At 50.2% G+C, this 21189-nt stretch carries 33 protein-coding genes; all 33 read left to right on the top strand.

Features of this window, described 5'->3' with window-relative positions:
* Nucleotides 1-12: 12 nt before the first annotated feature.
* The 33 genes from BQ5591_RS20145 (at nt 13) to BQ5591_RS19985 (ending at nt 21168) form a co-directional block, all read left to right on the top strand.
* A complete protein-coding gene (locus BQ5591_RS20145) occupies nt 13-228 on the top strand; it encodes a hypothetical protein (protein WP_004303944.1) in 216 nt (71 codons plus the stop codon).
* A gap of 21 nt (nt 229-249) precedes the next feature.
* Entirely contained in the window at nt 250-1062 is an 813-nt protein-coding gene (locus tag BQ5591_RS20140) for a hypothetical protein (protein WP_004293656.1), read from the top strand.
* Nucleotides 1041-1826, top strand: a complete 786-nt coding sequence (locus BQ5591_RS20135) for a hypothetical protein (RefSeq protein WP_004293657.1) — start codon at nt 1041-1043, stop codon at nt 1824-1826. The genes BQ5591_RS20140 and BQ5591_RS20135 overlap by 22 nt, the downstream gene beginning before the upstream one ends.
* Nucleotides 1827-1895: 69 nt before the next feature.
* Nucleotides 1896-2795, top strand: coding sequence for a DUF932 domain-containing protein (locus tag BQ5591_RS20130; protein ID WP_004293658.1), 900 nt, complete (start codon nt 1896-1898; stop codon nt 2793-2795).
* 11 nt (nt 2796-2806) lie between these two features.
* Nucleotides 2807-3397 carry a tyrosine-type recombinase/integrase gene (locus BQ5591_RS20125; protein ID WP_004293659.1) on the top strand — a complete coding sequence of 197 codons (591 nt, stop codon included), beginning with the start codon at nt 2807-2809 and terminating at the stop codon, nt 3395-3397.
* Between the two features lie 81 nt (nt 3398-3478).
* Nucleotides 3479-4147: a hypothetical protein gene (locus BQ5591_RS20120; RefSeq protein WP_004293660.1), complete on the top strand. Its 669-nt coding sequence runs from the start codon at nt 3479-3481 to the stop codon at nt 4145-4147.
* Nucleotides 4148-4277: 130 nt separating this feature from the next.
* Nucleotides 4278-4868, top strand: coding sequence for a hypothetical protein (locus BQ5591_RS20115; protein ID WP_004293661.1), 591 nt, complete (start codon nt 4278-4280; stop codon nt 4866-4868).
* Nucleotides 4855-6759 (top strand): hypothetical protein, encoded by a 1905-nt coding sequence (locus tag BQ5591_RS20110; RefSeq protein WP_008143046.1) that lies wholly within the window; start codon nt 4855-4857, stop codon nt 6757-6759. The genes BQ5591_RS20115 and BQ5591_RS20110 overlap by 14 nt, the downstream gene beginning before the upstream one ends.
* Entirely contained in the window at nt 6756-7628 is an 873-nt protein-coding gene (locus tag BQ5591_RS20105; protein ID WP_004293663.1) for a DpnD/PcfM family protein, read from the top strand. The genes BQ5591_RS20110 and BQ5591_RS20105 overlap by 4 nt, the downstream gene beginning before the upstream one ends.
* A gap of 140 nt (nt 7629-7768) precedes the next feature.
* Nucleotides 7769-8440, top strand: coding sequence for a hypothetical protein (locus tag BQ5591_RS20100; RefSeq protein ID WP_004293664.1), 672 nt, complete (start codon nt 7769-7771; stop codon nt 8438-8440).
* Nucleotides 8437-8787, top strand: a complete 351-nt coding sequence (locus BQ5591_RS20095) for a hypothetical protein (protein ID WP_004293665.1) — start codon at nt 8437-8439, stop codon at nt 8785-8787. The genes BQ5591_RS20100 and BQ5591_RS20095 overlap by 4 nt, the downstream gene beginning before the upstream one ends.
* The gene (locus tag BQ5591_RS20090; RefSeq protein WP_004293666.1) at nt 8788-9108 is read left to right on the top strand and encodes a hypothetical protein; all 321 of its coding nucleotides are present in this window, start codon (nt 8788-8790) and stop codon (nt 9106-9108) included.
* A gap of 19 nt (nt 9109-9127) precedes the next feature.
* The gene (locus tag BQ5591_RS20085; protein WP_004303935.1) at nt 9128-9547 is read left to right on the top strand and encodes a hypothetical protein; all 420 of its coding nucleotides are present in this window, start codon (nt 9128-9130) and stop codon (nt 9545-9547) included.
* Between the two features lie 32 nt (nt 9548-9579).
* Complete coding sequence (locus tag BQ5591_RS20080; protein ID WP_004293668.1) at nt 9580-10098, top strand: hypothetical protein; 519 nt, start codon at nt 9580-9582, stop codon at nt 10096-10098.
* A gap of 34 nt (nt 10099-10132) precedes the next feature.
* Nucleotides 10133-10312: a hypothetical protein gene (locus BQ5591_RS20075; protein WP_004293669.1), complete on the top strand. Its 180-nt coding sequence runs from the start codon at nt 10133-10135 to the stop codon at nt 10310-10312.
* Nucleotides 10293-10556 (top strand): hypothetical protein, encoded by a 264-nt coding sequence (locus BQ5591_RS20070; RefSeq protein ID WP_004293670.1) that lies wholly within the window; start codon nt 10293-10295, stop codon nt 10554-10556. Before BQ5591_RS20075 ends, BQ5591_RS20070 begins: the two co-directional genes overlap by 20 nt.
* 11 nt (nt 10557-10567) lie before the next feature.
* The gene (locus tag BQ5591_RS20065) at nt 10568-11071 is read left to right on the top strand and encodes a hypothetical protein (RefSeq protein WP_004293671.1); all 504 of its coding nucleotides are present in this window, start codon (nt 10568-10570) and stop codon (nt 11069-11071) included.
* 17 nt (nt 11072-11088) lie between these two features.
* Complete coding sequence (locus tag BQ5591_RS20060; protein ID WP_008672671.1) at nt 11089-11793, top strand: radical SAM protein; 705 nt, start codon at nt 11089-11091, stop codon at nt 11791-11793.
* Nucleotides 11794-11813: 20 nt separating this feature from the next.
* Entirely contained in the window at nt 11814-12716 is a 903-nt protein-coding gene (locus BQ5591_RS20055; protein ID WP_004293673.1) for a hypothetical protein, read from the top strand.
* A gap of 101 nt (nt 12717-12817) precedes the next feature.
* Nucleotides 12818-13294: a MutS N-terminal domain-containing protein gene (locus BQ5591_RS20050; protein WP_008143055.1), complete on the top strand. Its 477-nt coding sequence runs from the start codon at nt 12818-12820 to the stop codon at nt 13292-13294.
* Between the two features lie 38 nt (nt 13295-13332).
* The gene (locus tag BQ5591_RS20045) at nt 13333-13779 is read left to right on the top strand and encodes a hypothetical protein (protein WP_004293675.1); all 447 of its coding nucleotides are present in this window, start codon (nt 13333-13335) and stop codon (nt 13777-13779) included.
* Between the two features lie 124 nt (nt 13780-13903).
* On the top strand, nt 13904-14308 hold the full coding sequence (locus BQ5591_RS20040; protein ID WP_229120435.1) for a hypothetical protein: 405 nt from the start codon (nt 13904-13906) through the stop codon (nt 14306-14308).
* A gap of 12 nt (nt 14309-14320) precedes the next feature.
* Nucleotides 14321-14914: a hypothetical protein gene (locus BQ5591_RS20035; protein ID WP_008143060.1), complete on the top strand. Its 594-nt coding sequence runs from the start codon at nt 14321-14323 to the stop codon at nt 14912-14914.
* Nucleotides 14890-15225: a helix-turn-helix domain-containing protein gene (locus tag BQ5591_RS20030; RefSeq protein WP_004293678.1), complete on the top strand. Its 336-nt coding sequence runs from the start codon at nt 14890-14892 to the stop codon at nt 15223-15225. The genes BQ5591_RS20035 and BQ5591_RS20030 overlap by 25 nt, the downstream gene beginning before the upstream one ends.
* Before the next feature lie 3 nt (nt 15226-15228).
* The gene (locus BQ5591_RS20025) at nt 15229-15885 is read left to right on the top strand and encodes a hypothetical protein (RefSeq protein ID WP_008143063.1); all 657 of its coding nucleotides are present in this window, start codon (nt 15229-15231) and stop codon (nt 15883-15885) included.
* Nucleotides 15886-15907: 22 nt separating this feature from the next.
* A complete protein-coding gene (locus BQ5591_RS20020) occupies nt 15908-16216 on the top strand; it encodes an LPD28 domain-containing protein (RefSeq protein WP_008143065.1) in 309 nt (102 codons plus the stop codon).
* A gap of 13 nt (nt 16217-16229) precedes the next feature.
* Complete coding sequence (locus BQ5591_RS20015; protein ID WP_008143066.1) at nt 16230-16640, top strand: hypothetical protein; 411 nt, start codon at nt 16230-16232, stop codon at nt 16638-16640.
* 154 nt (nt 16641-16794) lie between these two features.
* Complete coding sequence (locus BQ5591_RS20010) at nt 16795-17118, top strand: MutS N-terminal domain-containing protein (protein ID WP_004293682.1); 324 nt, start codon at nt 16795-16797, stop codon at nt 17116-17118.
* A complete protein-coding gene (locus BQ5591_RS20005) occupies nt 17090-17746 on the top strand; it encodes a hypothetical protein (protein ID WP_008143069.1) in 657 nt (218 codons plus the stop codon). The genes BQ5591_RS20010 and BQ5591_RS20005 overlap by 29 nt, the downstream gene beginning before the upstream one ends.
* A 162-nt stretch (nt 17747-17908) precedes the next feature.
* The gene (locus BQ5591_RS20000; protein ID WP_004293684.1) at nt 17909-18439 is read left to right on the top strand and encodes a hypothetical protein; all 531 of its coding nucleotides are present in this window, start codon (nt 17909-17911) and stop codon (nt 18437-18439) included.
* Complete coding sequence (locus tag BQ5591_RS19995) at nt 18436-18834, top strand: ribonuclease H family protein (RefSeq protein ID WP_008143073.1); 399 nt, start codon at nt 18436-18438, stop codon at nt 18832-18834. The genes BQ5591_RS20000 and BQ5591_RS19995 overlap by 4 nt, the downstream gene beginning before the upstream one ends.
* A gap of 10 nt (nt 18835-18844) precedes the next feature.
* Nucleotides 18845-19048: a hypothetical protein gene (locus tag BQ5591_RS19990; protein WP_004303920.1), complete on the top strand. Its 204-nt coding sequence runs from the start codon at nt 18845-18847 to the stop codon at nt 19046-19048.
* A 464-nt stretch (nt 19049-19512) separates the two neighbouring features.
* Entirely contained in the window at nt 19513-21168 is a 1656-nt protein-coding gene (locus BQ5591_RS19985) for an IS1182 family transposase (RefSeq protein ID WP_071148211.1), read from the top strand.
* Nucleotides 21169-21189: the final 21 nt, after the last annotated feature.

Raw genomic sequence — 21189 nt, 5'->3', positions numbered from 1 at the left:
AATGGCAACCGAATGGACAAGGAAATTGCAGAAGAAATCATCCGGGAAAACCGTTATCCGTCCGGATATGACATACAAGACTATCTGTTTGACAATGAGGATACTGTGCTTTCTCTGGAGGACGGAACGGAGCTGCTTGATGACTTCGACCTCTGGAAAGAACGTTCCGACCTCGAACTTGAAAAAATCATGGACCGGAACTACTGGTCCTCGACTGGTGGATATTAGATTAAAAACAGGAATATAATTATGGTAAGAGAACTTTATCAACGGCTCAGGGAATATTTCAACAACTTACCCGAACCGACAGAAGAGGAAAGACAATTTATCCGGGAGCTGAACGCCGGGTATTTCCCTATCACGTCCGTCCACCGCGATGACCTGGAAGGACAAGGTTTCGATGTGGAAAAGATCAGCGATGACGACATGCAGAATCTGGCGGAAAAGATGGCCGACGATTACTGCGAACAGTTGTTCTGGCCCAGCATGGAAATCATTGCCGGAGAAATCCTGAGTTTCCCGAAAGTAAAAACAAAAGACATTATCTGTCCGAAATGCAATTCGGAAAATATCCGTTATGATATTCACGAAAGTCGGTTCCACTGCGGCGAGTGTTCCCTGGCATGGGATGACAAGTTATATGCACTCGTGGAATTTCCCGAGGAAAGTGCTCCTTTCGAGGAAGAAGGAACCGGTTATCCGGCATGGGGAAGCGGGGAGAACGGGGCGCTTTACGTGCCCGAGGAAGACTATATACGCCATACCGGCAAATCTCCCGAACGGGACAAGTGTTACCGTGCCGTGTGTTGGCCGGACTCCCAGAAATACATGGGAACGAAAGGTTGTGAACCCATACAGGATGAAAACGGGATACGGGATTTCGGCACATCGGCATACTGGGTGCCGCTGCTTCTGACGGAAGAAGCGGCAGAGCGACGAATGGACAAGAAAAAGGTACCGGTATGCCCCGAATGTGGGGGCACAGATATTGACATTCTGAGTGACGAGGGCGTGGCCGTATGCAATGACTGCTGCCTTGAATGGCCTTACGCGGAGGATTGAGAATGGAAACGGTAGATGTTTATACGGAACGAGGCGACCTGGTCACCTGTTCCGATTGCGGCAAGGTGATGCTCCTGCCGTATGGAGCGGATAAATGTCCCGCCTGCAAGAAAGAAGGTTGCCTGGTATGGACGGACGAAAGCTTGCGGGAAGCCGACATCGACTCCCTGCTCGAGAGGCACTGTAACCTGCACCAGAAGAGCGAACTGCAACCGGAGGAGTATCTTTCACTTTCCATACTGGTGACCGAGTATATTCCATATCTGGCCGATAAACCGCAGACAGCGCGTGAAACCCTGTTCCTACTCCTTGAAACCGGCTCTCTTTTCGAGAAATACTGGCGGGATACAAGATGCTTCCAATCCGAAAATATCTACACGCCCGCCATCAAGACACTGCTTGACAAACTGGACGTGAAACTGCGAGAGGGCGACACGATTCCGGTAGAATACCAGGATTGCCGCTCCCTGGAGGACTTCTTCAGGGTCGTTGCCGGCGAGCGTCCGGCAAAGGAAGAGGTATCGTTTTCTTCAGATAAGGAGGGAAACTATTATTTCAACGGACGCAAGGTCAAGGTGGAAAATTCTGACGAGTACGCCTACCGCCTGCTGAAAACCAAAATACAGACGAGCTACCGGCGTCCGGTAGATTTTTACTTCCGCTTCCTTGCCCGTTTCGGACCATACGGAACTTATGGCAACGTGTATTACCCGAGTATCACGGACCTGATATGCAGGCGTTACCTGCCTGAAACCGCAAAATGAATTCCGGAAAGGCGATGGACAACGGTTCACCGCCTTTCTTATTGTATAACTTTTTTAATATCAATCATTATGGCAACAGCATTAGCAACAACGGCCGCCCCCGTGCAGTTCGATTTCCAGAACAACAACGTCGAGGTGATGACGCTCGACACGCTCCGGCGCACACACAAGGAAAATGACATCTATGGCAACCCGCTCAAGGGAATCTACCATTACGAGGTGATAGAGCGCATGGCGGACATCTGCCAGAAACACAACCTGAATTACGAGGTGGAGGAAATCTTCGCCGCCCAGAACAAGAACAAGGCACAGCCCGGCGTGGTCGTCCTGCCCCAGGTGGAACAAAAGTACGGGGCGATGGCCGTCGAGGCGCATATCCTGCGCCGCGTTTATACGACCATCCGCATTAAGGAATGGGAAACGGACGAGCTGACCACGACGCTTGTCATCGCCTTCCATCAGGACGGCATCCAGGCGGCCATCGGCCCGTGCGTCAGGGTGTGCCACAACCAGTGCATCCTCTCCCCCGAACGCAGTGTGTCGAACTACGGGAAAGACAAAGTCACCACCGAAGAGCTTTTCGGTCGTGTAGACGAGTGGCTCTCGAACTTCGAGGTACAGATGAACGAGGACAGGGAACGCATCCGCCGCCTGAAAGCGAAAGTAATTACCCCGGTGGAGATGTACGCCTACATCGGATTGCTGACAGCATTGCGCGTATCGCATGACAGTTCCGACAAGCGTCTTTCGTCCAAGGTGGAGACCTATCCCCTGAACCAGTCCCAGATTTCCATCTTCACCGAGGACCTGCTCAAACTCACCGAAGAGAAGAAGACGCTCACGGCGTGGGATATCTATAACGTGGCAACCGAAATCTACAAGCCCGGACGTACGGACATTCCGGCCATGATTCCCCAGAACGGGGCGCTGGCCGAGCTGATGCTCTCGGAAGGGTTGCCGGAATCTTAAAAGGCTGCCACGTGACAAGAATCAAGGGACAACTGACGACAGCCGACTACCTGCCCATAGCGGAATATAACAGGCTGGTCCGCGGGCTTGAGAAGGACGGCGAGTACCTGTGGGAGACCTACTGCTGGCTGTCGTTCTGCACGGCATGCAGGGCCTCCGACGTGAGGACCCTGCGCTGGAAAGACATCTTAGGAAAAAGCACCATGACCCGCATCGAGCAGAAAACAAAGAAAAACCGCCTGATCAAGTTCAACAGGGACGTGCAGGAGAAGAACCGTTTCCTGTACGAGATGCTCGGACAACCCGCCCCCGAACAGTACATCTTTCTCAGCCCGCGTACCGGGAAACCTTACTCGCTGGAATACATCAACAGGCTGCTCAAGGTATTCAAGGTAAGGTACAGGCTGCCGATCAGGGCATTCTCCACACATACCTTCCGCAAGACTTTCGGGCGCTATGTCTACGAGCTGATGGGACGCTCGGCCGAGGGCCTGATCCTGCTCAACCAGATATTCCGCCATTCCAACCTGGAAACCACCCGGCGCTACATCGGGCTGGCGCAGGAGGACATCGACAAAGTGTTCGATTCCATACGTCTATGAGAATATTTTCAACGATGCCCGGAACCCGAGCGGGAGGTTCCGGGCTATGCTTTATATAACATATCAAAATCAGAACTGTAAATGGACACACCGATATATATCGACACATACTTCCGCGTCGAGTCCGGCTATGACGGCGGTCGCATGCCGGAAGAGAAAGCCGGACGCTTCTTCGACGAGGTAAAGCGCCTTTTCACGGAAACAGGGTTCAGCATCAAGGAAAACAAATACAAAGACGGTTGTCCCGAGGTGTATCTCGGAAAGACATGCCTGTACTGTCATCCCCAATCGTTATCGGGCCCTGTTCTTAAAGAGCACATGGAGCTTATCGAGAAGATTCTGGCACAAGGAACGACCTTCCGGTACCTACGTACTGACACTTACGGCGAGATTCTCGACCTGACGGAGGAGGAAGAACTCGCGTATTACCACAAGACTCATGACATGACTATCGGGGGTGTCTTTCTCGACGCCTTCCGCACCAAGCGCCGGAACCTGTACAAGAGCCGGGAGCAGGTGCTGGAAATACTCGTCGAAAAGCTGCGTGTCAAGACACTCCGTGGGAAGTCCGTTTATTCGAACACCTCCCCGGCATACCGTTATATCAGGGAAATGTACGGGAAAATGGTGTCTGAAGGACGGCTCGTCGAGGGATGCAAGCAAACCGCTTCCGGGAAACTGCCGCTCTGCCGCACGGCAACCGGCAGGGAACTGAAAATGAAAAGACGGGAAGACGACAGGACGGAATGACACGCGGTTCCGTACCGGACATGGCCGGATACCAGTCCGAAGACTTCTGTAAATCATAATTTTCAAGCCGGACTGTCAATCGAAAGAAGGACGACCCGGCTATACTTCAACAACAAGAGATAGCACTATTATGAGCATACAAATCGGAAAACTGTTGCCGGACGGCAGTGTCCGGCACATCAAGGCGCTCCATGAGACGCTTTCAAAAGACCTTGTGAGGAAACTCCGGGTGTTCTATCCCAATGACAGACGGGTAGATGCCCTGCTGTCGCTGGGCGACATACAAAAACTGGGACCGTCACCCTATGGAAAATGGACAGGAACCGGCGATACCGTCCACTGTTTTTCAAAGATCCGTGACGGACGGGAAACACCGCGGCAATCCGCATCACGCATCGCGGACAACGCAGACATTTTCGGCCGCATGGAGGACACGTGCCTCCTGTTCGATAACGGCAGATGGCATGTCATGGACAAGGGAGAATACTGTGAACAGCCGCTCTTCGTCGAAGATACGCCCTCCCATGACAGCATGAAACCGATCACGGTATATGTGAACAACCATGTCCGACTCGAAAAGATAAATACACCGCAGCACTGGCAGGGACTTGAGGAACTCGCCGAACGGGAATCCAGGATACTCTATGTCTACCGGGGGTGCCGCCTTGTGAGAATCGTCCGTTCGTCCAACCTTAAAAAGAAACTGTATGCGGCACAATAACATCGTATCGGCCATAGAATGGCTGCCGGAACACCTGTTCACGGAAGAGATCGTGGAAGCAGCCGTCGAAAGCAAGGAAATAGAGGTGCTGAGCCATATTCCGGGACGTTTCCTCACACCCGGACGTATAGAACGAATCATCGCGGGCAGCACGGAGAGCTGGCACAGCTTCGAGCTGCGCAATATTCCGGAGGCGTACCGTTCGGGAGCAGTCTGTGACTACGCCATGCGCAAAAAACCGAAGAATATCACGGCCGTTCCCGAAGCAATGGTTACCCGAGAAATGGCAGAAGCGGTCATCCGAAACGGACGCGGGGATTTCGACATTCTCGCCTTCATACCTGAACGCCTTTGGGATGCGCAACTGGCATACCTGGCCTTGCGCAGCTATATTTACGACCCGTATTACACGGACAGCAGGACAGACGCCGTCATGAAAACGGGGCTTATCCTCGGATATGTCCCCGTTGAGGTAAAGACTCAAGAGTTCTATTACGGGATGCTCGACGGGATGAAAATATTGAGCACGGTTACCGATGCCGTCGTGCCGTCCCGTTTCAAGACTGCGGCATACTACCGCAAGATGGCGGAACATGACCTCTCGCTTGTTCCCGCCCGGTTCTATTCCTATGAGATTCTCCATGCGGCTGTCTGTTCGACCGAAGGAAAAAACTTCATCACAGACCCCCAGTTTTTCAAGCCGTTGTCGGTATATCTGGACGACATGCTGGCGGACCGGCTGATGGAGAAACACCCTTACATGTTCGGGGAGTTGCCGAAGCGGTTCAAGACACCGGAAAGACTGGTCATTGCCATCGATAACAGCAAACGGGAGACGAACTGCTATATCGACGAGGAAACTGAACAATCCCTGCTCTCGGTGGAAGTGTGCAAGGCATTCATCCGAAGAAACGGCAACTGTCCCGAATTTCCTGAAAATGTATGGACGCGGGAATTTGTCGACTACTGCATGGAGCACGGGACGAGTTTCCGCTGGTTCCGCCAGATGCCCAAAAAGTTCCAGAGCTCCGCGAACACGCAGGCGGCGTATGATTACGGTCATTACCATATCTGTGACTTTGCCAAACGGTTCATCACTCCGCAAATGGCGAAGGAGTGCTACCAGGAGCGCAGTTATGCACATGCCATCCCCGGACATTTCCTCACGGAGTTCTGCCGACAGACCGGACTGCCCGAGAAGTTCTACGGCGGGGAAACCACGATGCTGTCGCTGAAAAACAGCCGTGACGACTATACTTACTGCAAAGTCGGCAATACCTGTCTGGCCTTTTACCTGAAAGAACAATACGAGCCGTCCTCGGCACATCTGATGATGACGCGGTCGGATTCAAAATACTGCACGCCGGAGAAGGTGTTCGACGTGCCTGTCGGAACCTTCCACCGCACGTGGCTGGAAAAGATCGTGGCGGAAAACGACCCCCGCTTTGTCAAACCCCGTGTGGACAAAGCGTTGAAAGCCGTACAGGCGGTCTGCTATTACGGTGTCGAGAAGTTGAAGGACCTGAACCGTACGGAAATCTTCCGCAACACCTTCATGGGTGAGACCATCGGTTACTGCGCCCGCCGCAGGGACCTGACCTACCACAGCGACAACTGCGGGACCCTTATCGAGGGCTTGAAGTTCAAGATCCGGGGAATGGCTGTCCCCGTAACCTTGGCGGAAGACATGACTCCTTATACGGCCGACATGCTGCACCGGAAGTTCGGCTTCTGCTATATCGGAATGACGGCATTCGCCACGGACTACGGCCTGGACATGGAGAAGGCATACACCTTTGCACAGATGCGCCAGATCGTAAGGGAGAAAGGGCACAAGCCGTCATTGAGAAACTACAAACGTGAACTGAAACAAATAAACATCATACAATGAAAAAATACCGGATAGCTATCGAAGAGACGCTCCGTAAGGTCGTGGAGATCGAGGCAGAAACGCCCGGTCTGGCCGTCTGCAGGGCGGAAGACGAATACAATGAAGAGAAACACGTGCTGTCAGCCGACAATTTCGCAGGAGCTGACATCGCGCTCTCGACTGATGACAGCACGGTCATGGAGACTCTGGAAGACGTGGATTTCATCGGATACGTGCAACGCCGTTTCGAGGAATGCCGGGAGTCCATATCCGTCGAAGACAAAGTCCGGCTGGCATTCGGAAGTTTCGACAACGCCCTGTATGAGTTCGGCGAATACCGTAAGGAGGCGGCCCGGAACCGCCCGCAGGTCTACCTGCTGTACCGGAGCGATGCCTGGCACAACCGTTCTTCCATGGAGCTCATAGCCCCGTTCTCCTCCCTCGAAAACATGATGGAGTACCTGCGGCGTAAGAAGAAGGAATTCCGCCTGACGGAAAGTGATCTGGAAGAGTTCAAGAACAACCGGCAGACGAAGGGGCGCGACGAAAACTACCTGTACGAGTCGGATTATTTGGATGTGCTGCCGGAACAGGAACCCGAACTGCCGCCGAAAGATGACGCTTTCTATGACAAGGTTTTCACCTGCGGGCAATCCGAGCTGTCACGCAGGGAGTTGGAATCTCTGCCGGAGCCGTTCGATACCTACCATGTTACGGACGAAGAAATGGAACAGATTGTGTACGAAACGGAAATGGAGACACGGGACCGGCTGCGGCTCGGTAAAAGAAAGCCCATAGATTTTGACAATGACCGCCATAGTGAAATCTGGTGGGAAGAAATGGAAAAAGCAGTGGTAAGGCACGGCGTACCGTACTACGAGGCCGAATAACGAAAATAGAACCTGTTCATCACATGCCATAATGATGACGGGCCGTCGCGGCTACGGCTGCGGCGGTCTTTTTTTTCAAAACGAGGTGAGTATTCCACCCCTTATACAAAACGATTACCTACTCTTAAAAAAACGGATTTATGAAACAGACAAGACAGGATTTCTTCACGGCGAACGGGGAAGGAATCAAAATCATGACATTTACGGAGTTCGCCCGGCATATCCTGCGTATGGAATGCGGGGAAAGTCTGGAACTGTATGCCGTTGTGAACCGGCAGACACGGGAATGCTCCCGGCCGCTCTCTGTCAGAAAGGAACAATGGAACGGTACGCCCTTTTACCTGCTCGGCGGGCACGGGCAGGAAGTCCGTACCATCAATTTTGCGGGTCGTCCGAAAGAGGAGTTTGAAACGACCTGCCATGATGTCTTGGACAGCTACGATGCCGTGGAAAGTATCGGGGCGGTCGTGTCAAGACTGCGTGAATTATCTCCTGAAGAACTGCATAAGCGGATTGCGGAAGAGATGAAGACCGGCTGTAAATACCTGTTGGTCTACCGCAGCGAGGAGGAGATGACGGCCGCACTCGACGGCAAGATATACGCCATCAGCGATACGGACGGCAAATTCCTTTGCGACCTGTATCAGCCGGATTATCTCCATCTGGAAAACGGGGGCGATATTGTGGACACCGCATCCATTCCGGACATGCATTTCCATTCCGATTGGGCAATCGCCAACCCCACGGTACGCGACAAGGTGCTCTCCTCCCGGATGGTGATTATATATACCCACGAAACGGTAACGCTATGATAGAGATTGGCAACAGGATAGAAACGCCGGAAGGTGTGTTCTATGAACTGGAATACGGAGGGGAAGGAAACATCTACAAGAACGAGGATGCCTTTCTCAACCGCCCCGATGAAGTGTGCTATGTACCTGAATACGCGGCAGAAGACCGTGAGGACTGGCGTGTGTCGGAGAGCAGTGACGGCTGTTTCACGCATAACTCACTGCTCGCCCTGTGCAAGGGTAATGAAGAGGTGTGCCAGGATCTGTTTTACAGCCTTGAATGGACGTACCCGACCACCTTGCTGGAAGAATGGGACTCGAACGGCTATTTCGATGAGATCGAGGGCTGGTATGACAGTAACGATTAAATGGAACGGCATATCATGGACAGGAAATACAAAATCACATACTCGGGAAAAATCACGGGCAAGACCCCGAACTACATATTGAGCCTGCGGGCGCATCTGAAAGGCATCTTCCCTGAAATGGAACGGTATGGTAAGGAAGAATTCGACCACGTGCTTCATTGCATCAGCTCGTTCATTGATGATTTTACCTTCAAGGTACGCAATTCCCGATACCGGGGAGACATCCTGAAAAGGACTATCAGTAACGACTGCCTGAAAGTGTTCAACCTGGGTGACGAGAAAGTGATACTGACCGTCTCCTTCACCCCGCTGGAAACATGAAACCAACAATATGACAGATATGGATAAAATACAGAAAGACAATGCGGAGCCGGGCAAAGCCCCGGACAAAATGAGCGCCGACAAGCTGCATCTGTTCGCCACCCAGTACGCCTTTATCGACGGACGGCTGCACGAGGCCGAGCAAGCCATGCTGAAATTCATGCTGGAGTTCCTGGCACAATATGGCCGCGTATCACTCGGCCTTACAGAAGAGGAGGAACTCGATGACAACAACTTCCCCGTCACGACAACCTTGTACGGGAAGCACGACACGCCCCGTATCAAGCTTACCGATGTCTACCTGACGGATGACGGGGAATATCTCCTTGCTGACGGAATAGATGCGGAGACCGGGGAAAAACGGGACGGATTCTATATCTACAGCGAACAATACGCCGATATCTTCCAGTTCGTCGGCCACGCTTCGGAGATGAACTGACGAATGAGGAACAACCATAAAACGAAATATCAATGGACTGTATCAAAGATTTACAAGACGCCATCCGCAACATTCTCGTGAACAACGGCCTTACGGAACTCTGTCTGGGAGAGCCTGACGAACTGGACGATCCCACCTATATCATCTGGTATGACAGGCACTGTGAGCCTCACGAAGACCCGGTATTGAAGGTTTACCTTGAAAATGAGGGCATTGCCGTTGAGGTCGAAGCCCGCAGTTTCGGGAACACGATAACCGTCTACGATTATGACATAGACCGTATTGAATGGTGGAAAGGCATTCATGCCAATATTCTGGAAGTGCTGGAGCGTGACGGCAAGCGCCGGTGTCCGGCCTGTGGCAGGACGGTCAAGGGGAAGCAGCGGTATTGCGGTGCCGGATGCCGTGATTTCATGACTCCCGGACCGACAGTGGAGCAGGTCGCGGAAAAAGCCAACCGGAATATCCGCAAACTGGCAAGCCTTGCCGCCGGAAAAGACAAGGCGTACCGGAAGCGGCTGATAGAGAAATATACCGTCGGTCCGTCATAAGCCGGCTTTGTTACACTAAAAAATGTATGATATTATGGCAACAAGAACCATTTACCTGACCGTACGGCTCGATATCGACAACCCGAAGGCTGATGAAATAACGGACGAAGAGGTTGACGAAATTATCAGCGAAGTGGACTATGAATTCAAAAATTACGGGGACTATGAAATCGACACGGAAATCTGCGGGAAAAATGACGAAGGTGGTCTTTAGACGCTATCCCGACGGACAGGTCATCGCCCTGTTCCCGGACATACCGTGGAGCGGACGGCGGGGTGAAATAACCTCCTACATGCATGTCGGCCAGCATGGCGCAGCCGACTATGCGGGCGTGATCGCCATGACACGGCCAGCCCATGAAAAGGAGTACCGCAACCCGCTTTCCGAACTGAGAGCCATCGGTTACGATGACCTACACATCATGCGGCGTGCAAGACCGAAATTCATAAACAGCTAAAAACAAATCTTATGTCTCATAAACCGAATGCCGTTCCTGTCTTGCAGGAGGGAACGGTCTATACAATTATACTTGACAACGGACGAAAGGTCCACGACGTAATCTATCATGCCTGTGTCGCCTCCGGCAAGTCGTATTTCGCCAAAGGCGATAAGACCTATCCCGCCGAAAAGGTGCGGAACCATTCAATCACCGGACATGCCGCATCGGACGGCTCTAGAAGGAACGGCACACCCAATCCCGACCGCTTCGCCATCACGGATGAAGTGTGCGAGGTCGTTGATGTAGTTACCACGCCGGAAACCAATCCGGAAATGTTCCGGTGTCGTGTCAAATGCCTGATGTATTCAGGCCTGTCACAAGCCGAGGCTGAGAAAGTCATCGCTTCAACGCCACTAAAGCTGGAACTCTTCTACGACGTAGGCCGTGGCAGTTTCGCTATTGACGCCGAGGCAGTTGGCAACACACCGCTGTATAATCCTTACACGGGAAAGGAAATCCCGGATGAAACCTAAGCCGAACTACATCGAATATGAGAGAACTATATATCAAGAATCTCTGCATCGAGATTACCCGACGTTGCAACATGCGCTGTACCCATTGCATGCGGGGAGATGCCGAATCCGTGGATATCCCTTTGAAACATATAAGCAACCTGCTGCGGCATGTCAGGCATATTCACCATTTCAACATCACGGGCGGCGAGCCGTCGCTTAACGTCCGGGCCATCCGCCATATCCTCGAACGGGTACGCGCCTACGGTATTACTGTCAATGACTTTTATATCGTAACCAACGGCTCTGCCACATCCCGTTCGGAGGAATTCATAGAAGCCTGCGCCGCACTGTACGAGTACCAGGAGGAAAAGGAACAGGACTCCGGCCACATGCTCGAAATGAGCGACGACCGCTTCCATGATCCGGCAGAGCATGCCGCCACGCTCGCGGCACTTTCCCCGTATCCCTTTTTCGGAGTCCGGGGACAGGCCGAGCGTATCTTCCTTTTCCGGGAAGGCCGCAGCACGGAGGGGTTTCCGAACCCTGTTCATGGGATTTATCTTACGGAGGAGAACTACGTTTACGGCGACCTCTGTCTCAATGCTGAAGGCATGGTTCTCTCCAACGGGGACCTGAGTTATGCCCGCCAACGGGAACATGCCCTGTGTCCCTGCGGGAAACTGATGCAATATCTCCGGATGACCTTGAAAAAGCGTCAAAAAGAAAGATTGTACGAATAAATACACAAATCAAAAAACTTATGTCAATCGTATGCAGTATCTGCGGCGGCACTGGAGTGAAATGTACCGCCGTCATCGACCCGAACACCAGACAGTTCCTCGAATTTACCCGCAACGCCTTGTCGGACGGCCGGTGCAGCCAGTGCGGCAACGTTGCCCTGACCGACCCTGACGAAGTAAAAGCCGGGCTGGACAAGCTTTGGACGGAATATACGGCGCGGCATCGTGCCGCCCCCAACTACACCTGCTGCGACATTGTCCGGCATGGTGATTACGACGGGTGTGAAAAGGCGTATATCCGCATCGGAGGCCCGTCAGACGTGGTCGAGAAGTATCCGGTCGTGGCCGTGTGCCGCGACCTCGAAGAGCTCAAATCACTTGCGCTCCCTGACCCGACGCGAGAATTTACCCTCATGGGAATTCAAGGGTTCGAGTTCCACGACGTGTTGGAAAACAAGACCTACGAGATCGGGGTGGACGACCTGAAAATTCCCGTCACGACGAAAGAGGTGCTGGACTTTTACCCGGCGGAACATCGGCTGAAAGAAACGGACATCGAACAATATGCCGCGGCTTACACGGCCCGTATCAAGGCGTACAGGGAGTATACCCGTCAGCTCGACGCCACACTCGTGCGGCGGCTTCTCGACAAAGAGCGGCTGATGAAAGTCGGCGAGAGCGACGGTTTCCGCTTGAAACTCCATTTCGACTGGTTTGTCATTTTAAAGCGGGAGAACGAAAGGATGTACGCGCCTTTCAAATACGCTGTAAATGCTTATTGTCTGGATAATATCCAAACTTTCGACCGTCGTTATGTCACGCTCGAAGATGCCTTGCTCCACTGCCTGAACGGTTTCAACGAGAACGCGAACATTCCTAACCGTTACAAGTCCATCGGGCATTACCTGTCGGGGAAATCCTGACGACGGGCAGTGTATCGACGGGTTACCGGAGGCCACGGGTGCTTTCCCCTTGACCGGAATACCGTCGGAACAAGTAACAATGTAACCAAAGAATAAAAAATATGATGAATGATTATAAAATCAAGAACATTCTCGAATCCCTGAAAGAGGAGGTCGAGAACGGGAAGGTATCCCTGCGGGAAGCTGCTGTCGAACTTCATAAAGCCGGCTGGACGAATTTCATCGACATCGACGCCACGAGGAACCTACTGAAGACCCGGAATGTAACGGGGAACGGAAATGTCCCGGGAGTTTCCGACATGATGGGAAAATACCGCGAGATGAAAGCGGCGCACCCGGATGCCCTGTACATTTTCCGAAACGGGGAATCTTGTGAATTGTATGAGGATGATGCCATCGCCGCTTCCGGCATTTTGGGCATTGCCACCGCCGAACGCGTCGACGGGCAAGGGAAAGGCGTCAAGGAACTGCGGTTTTCTTTTCGTGACCTGGACGTGTATCTCCCCAAACTGATACGCGCCGGAAACCGGGTGGCTGTCTGCGAACCGAATCAAACCGGTTCGGGCAAACGAGTTTGATAACCATTAAATAACAAATATTCAAAACCCAAAGACACATGATAAAGATAACAACGATTTTCGGCGAGGACGCCGTACGGGAATATGAAGAGAACAATGAACTGCCTTCTGAAGAATGGCTGGCGGATAACGGGGGCGTCGTGGACGAGAAAGAGTTCGAGACTGAGGCGGAGTACAATGCCTACATCGCCGGGGTAAACGATGCCGACGGATGGAGTGATTATCATATCATACGCCACCGGTCGGAAGAGGCGGACACCTCGAGAGAGGAAAATCTCTGGCTACGTCTCGGAATTAGCGTCCGGGGCAGCCGGGAGGACATCGAAAGGATTCTAAACGGGGACACCGAAACCCTTCGGAAACTGCTCGATGCCGGACGTTATGGGATTGGCGGAGAGACCTATGTCCCTGGTTCGACCGTCGAGGGGTACAACGAGGACCACGACACGGAGTTCGAGGAGGAAGACGTGGAGTTCCATTTATAATAAAACCACACCATCTGCAATAATGATAACAGTAAAAGTTCTACTCGGTAAGGATACTGTAAGCATATACAGGAAAACCGGGGATATCTCGTCGGTGGAGAGCACGGCCGAATCCGGGGGATATGTGATAACCAGACATTTCGAGACCGAAGCTGAATACAAAGCCTACGCAATGGCTGTGGAAGACCTGGACGGACATGAAGACTGGCAGATGCTGGCTCCTGCCGTTACGCCGGAAGCTCCGTTCCGCAAAGGGGAATTTGTCCGGCTGACAGACGATGCAATTAAGCGGATACGTGAAAGTTTCGGGGACGGACCGGCTGACTACAGAAAGGAAATGATTTTGGAGGTGATTGCCTGGTGCCGCTATGAAGGCACATGGATCATTGAAGTCCGAGATATCCGTGAAGACGATACTCAGGAGTTCGATGCCGTTTTTCTGCGCCCCTTGACGGCACGGGATCTCGTGGCTATTTCCGCACCCCGACACCCGCTATCCACTGCGATATATCCTATTCACATCCGATAACTTAAATGATGCATGATGGAAAATATATTCATACTGCCCGGAAACGAACAGGAACTGTTTAACCGGTATTTAGATAACAACGAATACGGCCCTCTGAAAGAACGGCTGGAACTGGTCAGGAAAGCCTTGAGCAACAAGCTTTCCCCGGATGAACGCAATAAGCACGGGCTGAACGTGGGTGTGCATGAACTGTCCATGGAACGTAAGGAACTGGAAAGAAAGATATTCCAAATGGCACTCAAATCCTTTGCAGAACGGGTTTGTGACGAGCAACGCGCTCTTTGCGAACAGGGGTTCTGGCAGGCACCGTGCGGCAAAGAGGCGGAATATATCTCCTCCGCTCCGGTTCCGGACCTTGTAACGGACGTGAAGCAGTACAAGACCATTTGCCGCTGGTGGGAGAAGCTGTCCGATACCAGGAGGCTGAAGGTAGCGGCGATGTTTGCAAACGAACTGGGACCGATATACGGGCACGACACCGAAACGCTGGAACGGATTTATAGCCGCTGGTTTCTACTCTCCTTAGATGGCAAACAACGCATCTACCATTCATGGACCACAAACGAAAAACAGACTTCACTATGCCATACAAAAGCTCGGGAATAATCATCAGCGGGACACAATATGACCGCAGGCAGAAGCTCACTCCTTTTCAGAAGGCTGAAATTTTCCACCGTTACATGACAGAAGCTGTCAGCCAGCGCCAGCTTGCCCGGGAATACGGTGTCAGCCGCAGGCTGATAACCTTCATTGTGAACCCAGAAAGCGAAGAGCGGAACAAGGAACTGCTGAGAGAGAACAAGGCAAAAGGCTTGTATAAATATGACCGGAAGAAACATACCGAAAATATACGCAACCACCGTCGTTACAAACAGAGATTATTTCAAGAAGGTAAAATCATACTAAAAGATGGATAGACAATGAGAATACAGGAGAAACAAAAAGCGTTGGAACAGGAAGTTATAGCCAACCTGTGTGCGATACCGAAAATGCCGGAAAATATGTTGCCCCATACGGTATATGTCGAGGAGGAAGGGGAAGACGGGTATGGGCACGGGATACCGGTATACACCATGTACCGGTTGGAGGAGATACGCACGGACGGAAGCTGCACGCTTTACAACGCGGAAAGCCGGGAGCGTTTCACCTGCCGCCACCTGCATGAGATTAACATGGACTGGCTGGTGACAGTCTGGGAACGTTATCTGGAACTCTGTGTCGAGCAGGATATCTGGAAAGGGAATGCCGTTGCATTCCTGAAAGACCGTACCGGCAAACCGGAAGAGGAAATCATTTCATTCGTGGAAACCTCGTGGGACAAATGCCAGGCTTATACAGACAACCTCAAGGCGTTTCTTGGGGAAGATAAAGACCGGGAAATATGGATATTCTCTTTCCCGCTGGACGAATTTGAACGTGACGTTCCGGCCGGGAAAATCATCGTTGATTACGAAAATAACCCCGCAACGCGGGTTGAGAAGATGATACCGCTGGAATTTACGGCCAACATCAATGATGAATGTTTTGATGACCGGAACAATTGGGTAAGAGCCATTGAACTTCCCAAGCAGGAATAATAAACTATTTGAATCAATAAATATGATTACAAAAGAAAACATTGGCAACGAGACCTTTGAGTCTATGACCATCAATGACACGCCTGCATTGTTTACGGATATGCGGATTGACCGGAATGCCGTTCCGGAGGGACTGTACGCATACGATATCCGGGAGTCGGATGACGGGGACCGTCTGGCGACCATCGAACCGACGGTGATGGTAAATCATGGCGGAACCATCCTGACCAGGAAAGAGTTTATCACGGAAAAGGACGGCTATGTACAGATTGACGAATACGGTTTCGAGGACTCCATGACACTGGAAGAGTGGCTTGAGGAAAACAATTAAATGTATAAAGGATATGGATATTAAGGAACTGACAGAAAGATATCGGGATCGTTTCGATGCCCATTACCTGCAAGACGATAACGGAACCGGCAGAAAAGGTCGGAAACGGAAAAAGGAAGTTGAGACCCCGAATTTTCTCAAGGATGTCATCCGGCCGATCCTGGACACTTTGCCGGACTTGTTGCCGGAGTACGGGTTCACCAAAACTACGGATGATTACGCCATGTACGGCGAGTATTACCGTATCAAGGCGGGTATCGTCCTCGTGGGAGGTTTTTCCATCGATGAGGATTTTAACCTGTACTTCACGCCATTGTTCCATGGCAAAGCCTGCGGTAAGAGTCAAAAAATCGACAGCATCGGACAACTCGTTGAAATCATCCGCGAACAATTTGAAAGAAGGGAGGTGAAGATGAAAGGATAGTTTCATGCAATAGACATGGGTCGTTCCGTAATTTATTGTATATTTGTCAGATGAAGAAAGTCTGTATATGTATTTCGGACGAAAGCCCGGCAGTTGAACGGATTACAGGCACTTTCATGTTTGGCTGACATCAAACCTAATATATCTATTTGATATGAAAAAGGAAGAGATTATTCGCCGCTGTTACGGCGGCATGAAGGAAAGGCATGGCGTGGAAACCATCATCCTTTTCCATGTCGGAGATTCATTCGAGGCGTATTTTGATGATGCCGAAACGATTACCCGGATCACGGAAGTGCCCCGGTTCAAGATGACGGCGGCGGGTATACCTGCCATCAGGATTTCCGACGCCGCCTTGGAAGAATGTAGAAACCGGTTGCTGGATGCAGGATGCAAGGTATGCGTGTCCGAGGTCCGGGGGGTATCCGGCCGCCACATTCTCAAAATCAATGAAACAAATACGGAAACGGGCCGATGAATTGGTATTGATAGCGGCAGCAATAGGTCCTTGGACACTGTTGGTGGTAGCGGTATTAATCATCGGAACGCTGAAATGCTGTCTGACCACGGACTCGGACAGCATTGACGAAAGTATCAACAAATCACCGGGGATAGTCGCGCATGTCATGGTACTGGACAGTACGGATAATGGTTTTCGGGTGGTTTATGCGACGGCTGAGCCGGTAACGGATGAAAGGTTTGCCGAGATATGCGACAGGCCGGGTATTCTGGAGGGGTTCGAGAACCTGAAACGGAAAGCTCCCGAACACTTTGGCGGCAACCTGCTGGAAACCGACATCTGTGACTTCGCGTTGTACGCCTACCGGTTTCCTATCGATAAGGACGTACGGATACACAATATCTTTGTCGCCGGTAAAGAGAAAATGGACTTCTATGTCCGGAACAACCCGGACCTGCCCGGGTGCGCTACATGGATGCACCACGGTACGGAACAAGGGAACCAATATCTGAATGCTGACGATATAAATCACTGTATACCCAACGGAAGGCGGATTTACCGTTATTGGAAATGCCGTTATCTACTGCAAACTTCTGATACTGACGAGCGTTTCAGTCATTTTACAGAGGAGGAAAGGCTGTACTGAATGCAGCCTTTTCTCTATATATATTACACATAACCATCTGAAAATTAATAACTAAAACGTTTTGTTGGCGTGAAAAATTGGCATATATTTGTATGGAAAAGTGACCCATTGAAAACAGATTGTCAATTGAAAGCAATAGATTGAATATGAAAGAACAGTAATATGACATCGGAAAAATCGCAACTGAAGTTTGCGAGATCGGAAGAGACGGGCGAACTGATAGGGTTCGTTTCGCGCCATTCCAAGACACGTAAATTGATGGGAGTCCGTGAAGACTCAAGATTCGGCAAGCAGATTTGTGTCCTTTCGGAAGACCTGAAAGGAACTCTCGAGCCAAACATACTATACTCGGTAGAGTTGAAACCCATGCACAAAGCCAACGGGTATGTAGTCGTTGCCGCTACCCCCGTGTTATTTCAGGCGCATGTGGAAACAGTGATCGTCCCGAAGACATTGTATCAAGTAACTGTGACGTTCGGCAACAAAAAGATTTTCTTCGACCCGAAAGACGGCAAGAGCGTAATGAGCCGCACAATAGACGGTGTGCTGGAAATCCTCAAGGGACGCAAGGATATCAAGTACAAGGAAGGTGTCATCACCGACTATCTGAATCAGGCGCGTGCTCTGGTACGACGTATGGAATCCGACGGGTTCATCTATACGGGAGACAGACATCAGGGAGGAATTCAATGAAAGAAAAACCGGTCGTGGGTATTGCGACCGACGGTGCCCATTCTGCAAAAGAGAGGTTGACACGCTTCCGGGCTGTCGACCTCTCTTCAGGAAAAGAACTCTTTTCCAAAGCTATCGGTAACTGGACGAACAATATCGGGGAGTTTCTCGGCATTGTCGAGGCGGTCAGATATGTCATGGAACATCCGGAAAGTCCGCGAACAATCTACTCGGACAGCATTACAGCCATCACGTGGTATTGTAACAAACAGACAGCCTCTTCACGCAGATGCCCGGCATTGCAGAAAGCGGAGATATTCCTCAAAGTGATGGAGGCAAGAATCAAGGACATCGAAGTGCTGCACTGGGACAACCGCCTGTGGGGTGAGATTCCTGCCGACTTCGGAAACAAATAACAACATCAATATGGCAAAATTAAAATCACAGTCACAGAAATATGTTGAGCTGAAGGAGGAAGACTACCTGCTGCTCATCGAGAATACCATCAAGATGGAAGCCCTGAAGATTGCCGGTATCGAAAAGATGCCCATATACAAGGCTATGGAACATATCCTTGAACACGAGCACATCGACCTGCTCGTCAAACCCGTTTCAAGGAGATATTCTTGATTTTTTTAGGTGGACAATAATACACCCCACAAGCAAAATCAATGCTTATCAGTACCAAATGATAGTATATAATAACAATTAATGTAAATCAATGCAAATCAGATGATTAAGAAAGTGGCGCATGTACGGAATTATCTATACCATACATGCGCCACTTTGCTCTATACACTTTTTGATTTCCTTGATTGATAAAAGAAGGTTCTTTTCCAGTGTTTTACAATCCGACTTTTTTATATACTTTTGTCTTCAGTATCAGTTGGTTATTGAAACCCTCTATGTATGCTTATAAGTAGAGATTAGCTTTTTTAAGCGAAACTAACTACTGGTTATCAATCAATTATCAAACAAAAAAAGTTTGCCAAAAAGCACACCTTCTTTTTTTAGCACAAAGCCCCGACTTTCACAAGCTGGGGCTTTGTTATTACCTAAAGATTTTGTATCTTTAAGCATAAAGATTTATACATATGGCAAAGATACATTTTCGTCCATACACTCCCAACCAAACGGTACTTTTTCCGCAAAGAATCGATGAAGATATTGCAGAAAACGATCCTGTACGCATGGTTGACGCTTTGGTTGAAAGCCTGAATCTTGAAAGTTTCAGGAAGTTATACAAAGAATGCGGCCGTAGTCCTTACCATCCCAAGATGATGCTAAAGGTTATCTTGTATGCCTATATGAACAATATATACTCCTGCCGGAAAATAGAAAAGCTTCTTCATCGTGATATCCATTACATTTGGTTAGCCGGTTATGAGAAACCGGACTTCATTACTATCAACCGTTTCCGTAATCGGGTGAAGAAGGAGATTAACGAAGTGTTTACCCAAACCGTACTTCTGCTTTCATCCAAAGGCTTCATCAGTCTGAATGTGGAATATATTGACGGAACAAAGATTGAGTCCAAGGCCAACAAATATACTTTTGTATGGCGGAAGAGCGTTGAGCGAAACCGTGAACGACTGATGAAGAAAATCAGGGTTCTGTTAAGCCAAATAGATGACGTCATCGCTCAGGAAAAAGCTTCGGAAAACAACGATGGAATTGAGTTTACCCCTTCCATATTGACAGAAATGGCTGGGGAATTACGCAATGCCCTTGAACAGACTGCAGAGCCTTCCACGAAAGAGCAGAAATCAGAGCTGAAAAAGAAACACAAACAGCTGAAAGAACTGGAAGCTCACAGGGATAAGCTTCAGGAATACAACACCCATTTGGACAATCTTCAGGACCGTAACTCTTATTCCAAGACAGACAAAGAAGCCACCTTTATGAGAATGAAAGAGGATGCCATGCGTAACGGTCAGACAAAACCCGGATATAATCTTCAGATTGCTACGGAAAATCAATTCATTATCGATTATTCTCTTTTCCCGAATCCGACTGACACCTTGACGATGATTCCCTTTCTGAAGTCCTTTGCCGACAGATACGGGCAGTTGGCTCATACGGTGGTTGCTGATTCCGGTTACGGATCAGAAGAGAATTACCACTTTATGTCGGAAAACGGGATGGAAGCATACGTCAAATACAATTATTTCCACATGGAGCAGCGGCCAAGATTTAAACCGGATCCTTTTAAGGCCGAAAACTTTTTCTACAATGAAGAACAGGATTACTGCGTCTGTCCAATGGGGCAAAAGATGCAGAGGGTAGGTACCAGGCATACGAAAACCGAATCCGGATATGTAGTCGAATATGTCAGGTATAGGGCTGTCAGATGCGAAGGATGTCCGTTAAGATGTCTGTGTTTTAAAGCTAAAGGAAACAGGACGATAGAACTGAATCACCGACTCAGGATATACAAACAGAAAGCCCGGGAACTTCTCTGTTCCGAAGAAGGGTTGAAATACAGAGGGCAAAGGTGTATAGAGCCGGAAGCTGTATTTGGACAGATAAAATTCAACATGAACTACAAGCGCTTCCGTCATTTTGGGAAGGACAAGGTTCTTATGGACTTTTCCTTCCTGGCCATCGCCTTCAATATAAAAAAGATGTGTACCAAGATGAATAAAGAGGGTATAAATTGGCCAATTAAACACCTTTACGGCCTTATTACCGCTCTTTTAGGCTATTGGGAACAAAATAATCGAGATTATCTTCAGAATATCGCTGCCTGAAAGAGTTAACTATGCTCTTAT

This window comes from Bacteroides ndongoniae (genome assembly GCF_900108345.1).
In the GTDB taxonomy this organism is placed as follows: domain Bacteria; phylum Bacteroidota; class Bacteroidia; order Bacteroidales; family Bacteroidaceae; genus Bacteroides; species Bacteroides ndongoniae.
This window is presented reverse-complemented; position numbering and strand designations above follow the sequence as displayed.

What these genes read in the sequence shown, in the direction of transcription:
- BQ5591_RS20145 (WP_004303944.1), top strand. Translation starts at nt 13, where the DNA reads ATGGACAAGGAAATTGCAGAAGAAATCATCCGGGAAAACCGTTATCCG.
- BQ5591_RS20140 (WP_004293656.1), top strand. Translation starts at nt 250, where the DNA reads ATGGTAAGAGAACTTTATCAACGGCTCAGGGAATATTTCAACAACTTA.
- BQ5591_RS20135 (WP_004293657.1), top strand. Translation starts at nt 1,041, where the DNA reads ATGGCCTTACGCGGAGGATTGAGAATGGAAACGGTAGATGTTTATACG.
- BQ5591_RS20130 (WP_004293658.1), top strand. Translation starts at nt 1,896, where the DNA reads ATGGCAACAGCATTAGCAACAACGGCCGCCCCCGTGCAGTTCGATTTC.
- BQ5591_RS20120 (WP_004293660.1), top strand. Translation starts at nt 3,479, where the DNA reads ATGGACACACCGATATATATCGACACATACTTCCGCGTCGAGTCCGGC.
- BQ5591_RS20115 (WP_004293661.1), top strand. Translation starts at nt 4,278, where the DNA reads ATGAGCATACAAATCGGAAAACTGTTGCCGGACGGCAGTGTCCGGCAC.
- BQ5591_RS20110 (WP_008143046.1), top strand. Translation starts at nt 4,855, where the DNA reads ATGCGGCACAATAACATCGTATCGGCCATAGAATGGCTGCCGGAACAC.
- BQ5591_RS20105 (WP_004293663.1), top strand. Translation starts at nt 6,756, where the DNA reads ATGAAAAAATACCGGATAGCTATCGAAGAGACGCTCCGTAAGGTCGTG.
- BQ5591_RS20100 (WP_004293664.1), top strand. Translation starts at nt 7,769, where the DNA reads ATGAAACAGACAAGACAGGATTTCTTCACGGCGAACGGGGAAGGAATC.
- BQ5591_RS20095 (WP_004293665.1), top strand. Translation starts at nt 8,437, where the DNA reads ATGATAGAGATTGGCAACAGGATAGAAACGCCGGAAGGTGTGTTCTAT.
- BQ5591_RS20090 (WP_004293666.1), top strand. Translation starts at nt 8,788, where the DNA reads ATGGAACGGCATATCATGGACAGGAAATACAAAATCACATACTCGGGA.
- BQ5591_RS20085 (WP_004303935.1), top strand. Translation starts at nt 9,128, where the DNA reads ATGGATAAAATACAGAAAGACAATGCGGAGCCGGGCAAAGCCCCGGAC.
- BQ5591_RS20080 (WP_004293668.1), top strand. Translation starts at nt 9,580, where the DNA reads ATGGACTGTATCAAAGATTTACAAGACGCCATCCGCAACATTCTCGTG.
- BQ5591_RS20075 (WP_004293669.1), top strand. Translation starts at nt 10,133, where the DNA reads ATGGCAACAAGAACCATTTACCTGACCGTACGGCTCGATATCGACAAC.
- BQ5591_RS20070 (WP_004293670.1), top strand. Translation starts at nt 10,293, where the DNA reads ATGACGAAGGTGGTCTTTAGACGCTATCCCGACGGACAGGTCATCGCC.
- BQ5591_RS20065 (WP_004293671.1), top strand. Translation starts at nt 10,568, where the DNA reads ATGTCTCATAAACCGAATGCCGTTCCTGTCTTGCAGGAGGGAACGGTC.
- BQ5591_RS20060 (WP_008672671.1), top strand. Translation starts at nt 11,089, where the DNA reads ATGAGAGAACTATATATCAAGAATCTCTGCATCGAGATTACCCGACGT.
- BQ5591_RS20055 (WP_004293673.1), top strand. Translation starts at nt 11,814, where the DNA reads ATGTCAATCGTATGCAGTATCTGCGGCGGCACTGGAGTGAAATGTACC.
- BQ5591_RS20050 (WP_008143055.1), top strand. Translation starts at nt 12,818, where the DNA reads ATGATGAATGATTATAAAATCAAGAACATTCTCGAATCCCTGAAAGAG.
- BQ5591_RS20045 (WP_004293675.1), top strand. Translation starts at nt 13,333, where the DNA reads ATGATAAAGATAACAACGATTTTCGGCGAGGACGCCGTACGGGAATAT.
- BQ5591_RS20035 (WP_008143060.1), top strand. Translation starts at nt 14,321, where the DNA reads ATGATGGAAAATATATTCATACTGCCCGGAAACGAACAGGAACTGTTT.
- BQ5591_RS20030 (WP_004293678.1), top strand. Translation starts at nt 14,890, where the DNA reads ATGCCATACAAAAGCTCGGGAATAATCATCAGCGGGACACAATATGAC.
- BQ5591_RS20025 (WP_008143063.1), top strand. Translation starts at nt 15,229, where the DNA reads ATGAGAATACAGGAGAAACAAAAAGCGTTGGAACAGGAAGTTATAGCC.
- BQ5591_RS20020 (WP_008143065.1), top strand. Translation starts at nt 15,908, where the DNA reads ATGATTACAAAAGAAAACATTGGCAACGAGACCTTTGAGTCTATGACC.
- BQ5591_RS20015 (WP_008143066.1), top strand. Translation starts at nt 16,230, where the DNA reads ATGGATATTAAGGAACTGACAGAAAGATATCGGGATCGTTTCGATGCC.
- BQ5591_RS20010 (WP_004293682.1), top strand. Translation starts at nt 16,795, where the DNA reads ATGAAAAAGGAAGAGATTATTCGCCGCTGTTACGGCGGCATGAAGGAA.
- BQ5591_RS20005 (WP_008143069.1), top strand. Translation starts at nt 17,090, where the DNA reads ATGAAACAAATACGGAAACGGGCCGATGAATTGGTATTGATAGCGGCA.
- BQ5591_RS20000 (WP_004293684.1), top strand. Translation starts at nt 17,909, where the DNA reads ATGACATCGGAAAAATCGCAACTGAAGTTTGCGAGATCGGAAGAGACG.
- BQ5591_RS19995 (WP_008143073.1), top strand. Translation starts at nt 18,436, where the DNA reads ATGAAAGAAAAACCGGTCGTGGGTATTGCGACCGACGGTGCCCATTCT.
- BQ5591_RS19990 (WP_004303920.1), top strand. Translation starts at nt 18,845, where the DNA reads ATGGCAAAATTAAAATCACAGTCACAGAAATATGTTGAGCTGAAGGAG.
- BQ5591_RS19985 (WP_071148211.1), top strand. Translation starts at nt 19,513, where the DNA reads ATGGCAAAGATACATTTTCGTCCATACACTCCCAACCAAACGGTACTT.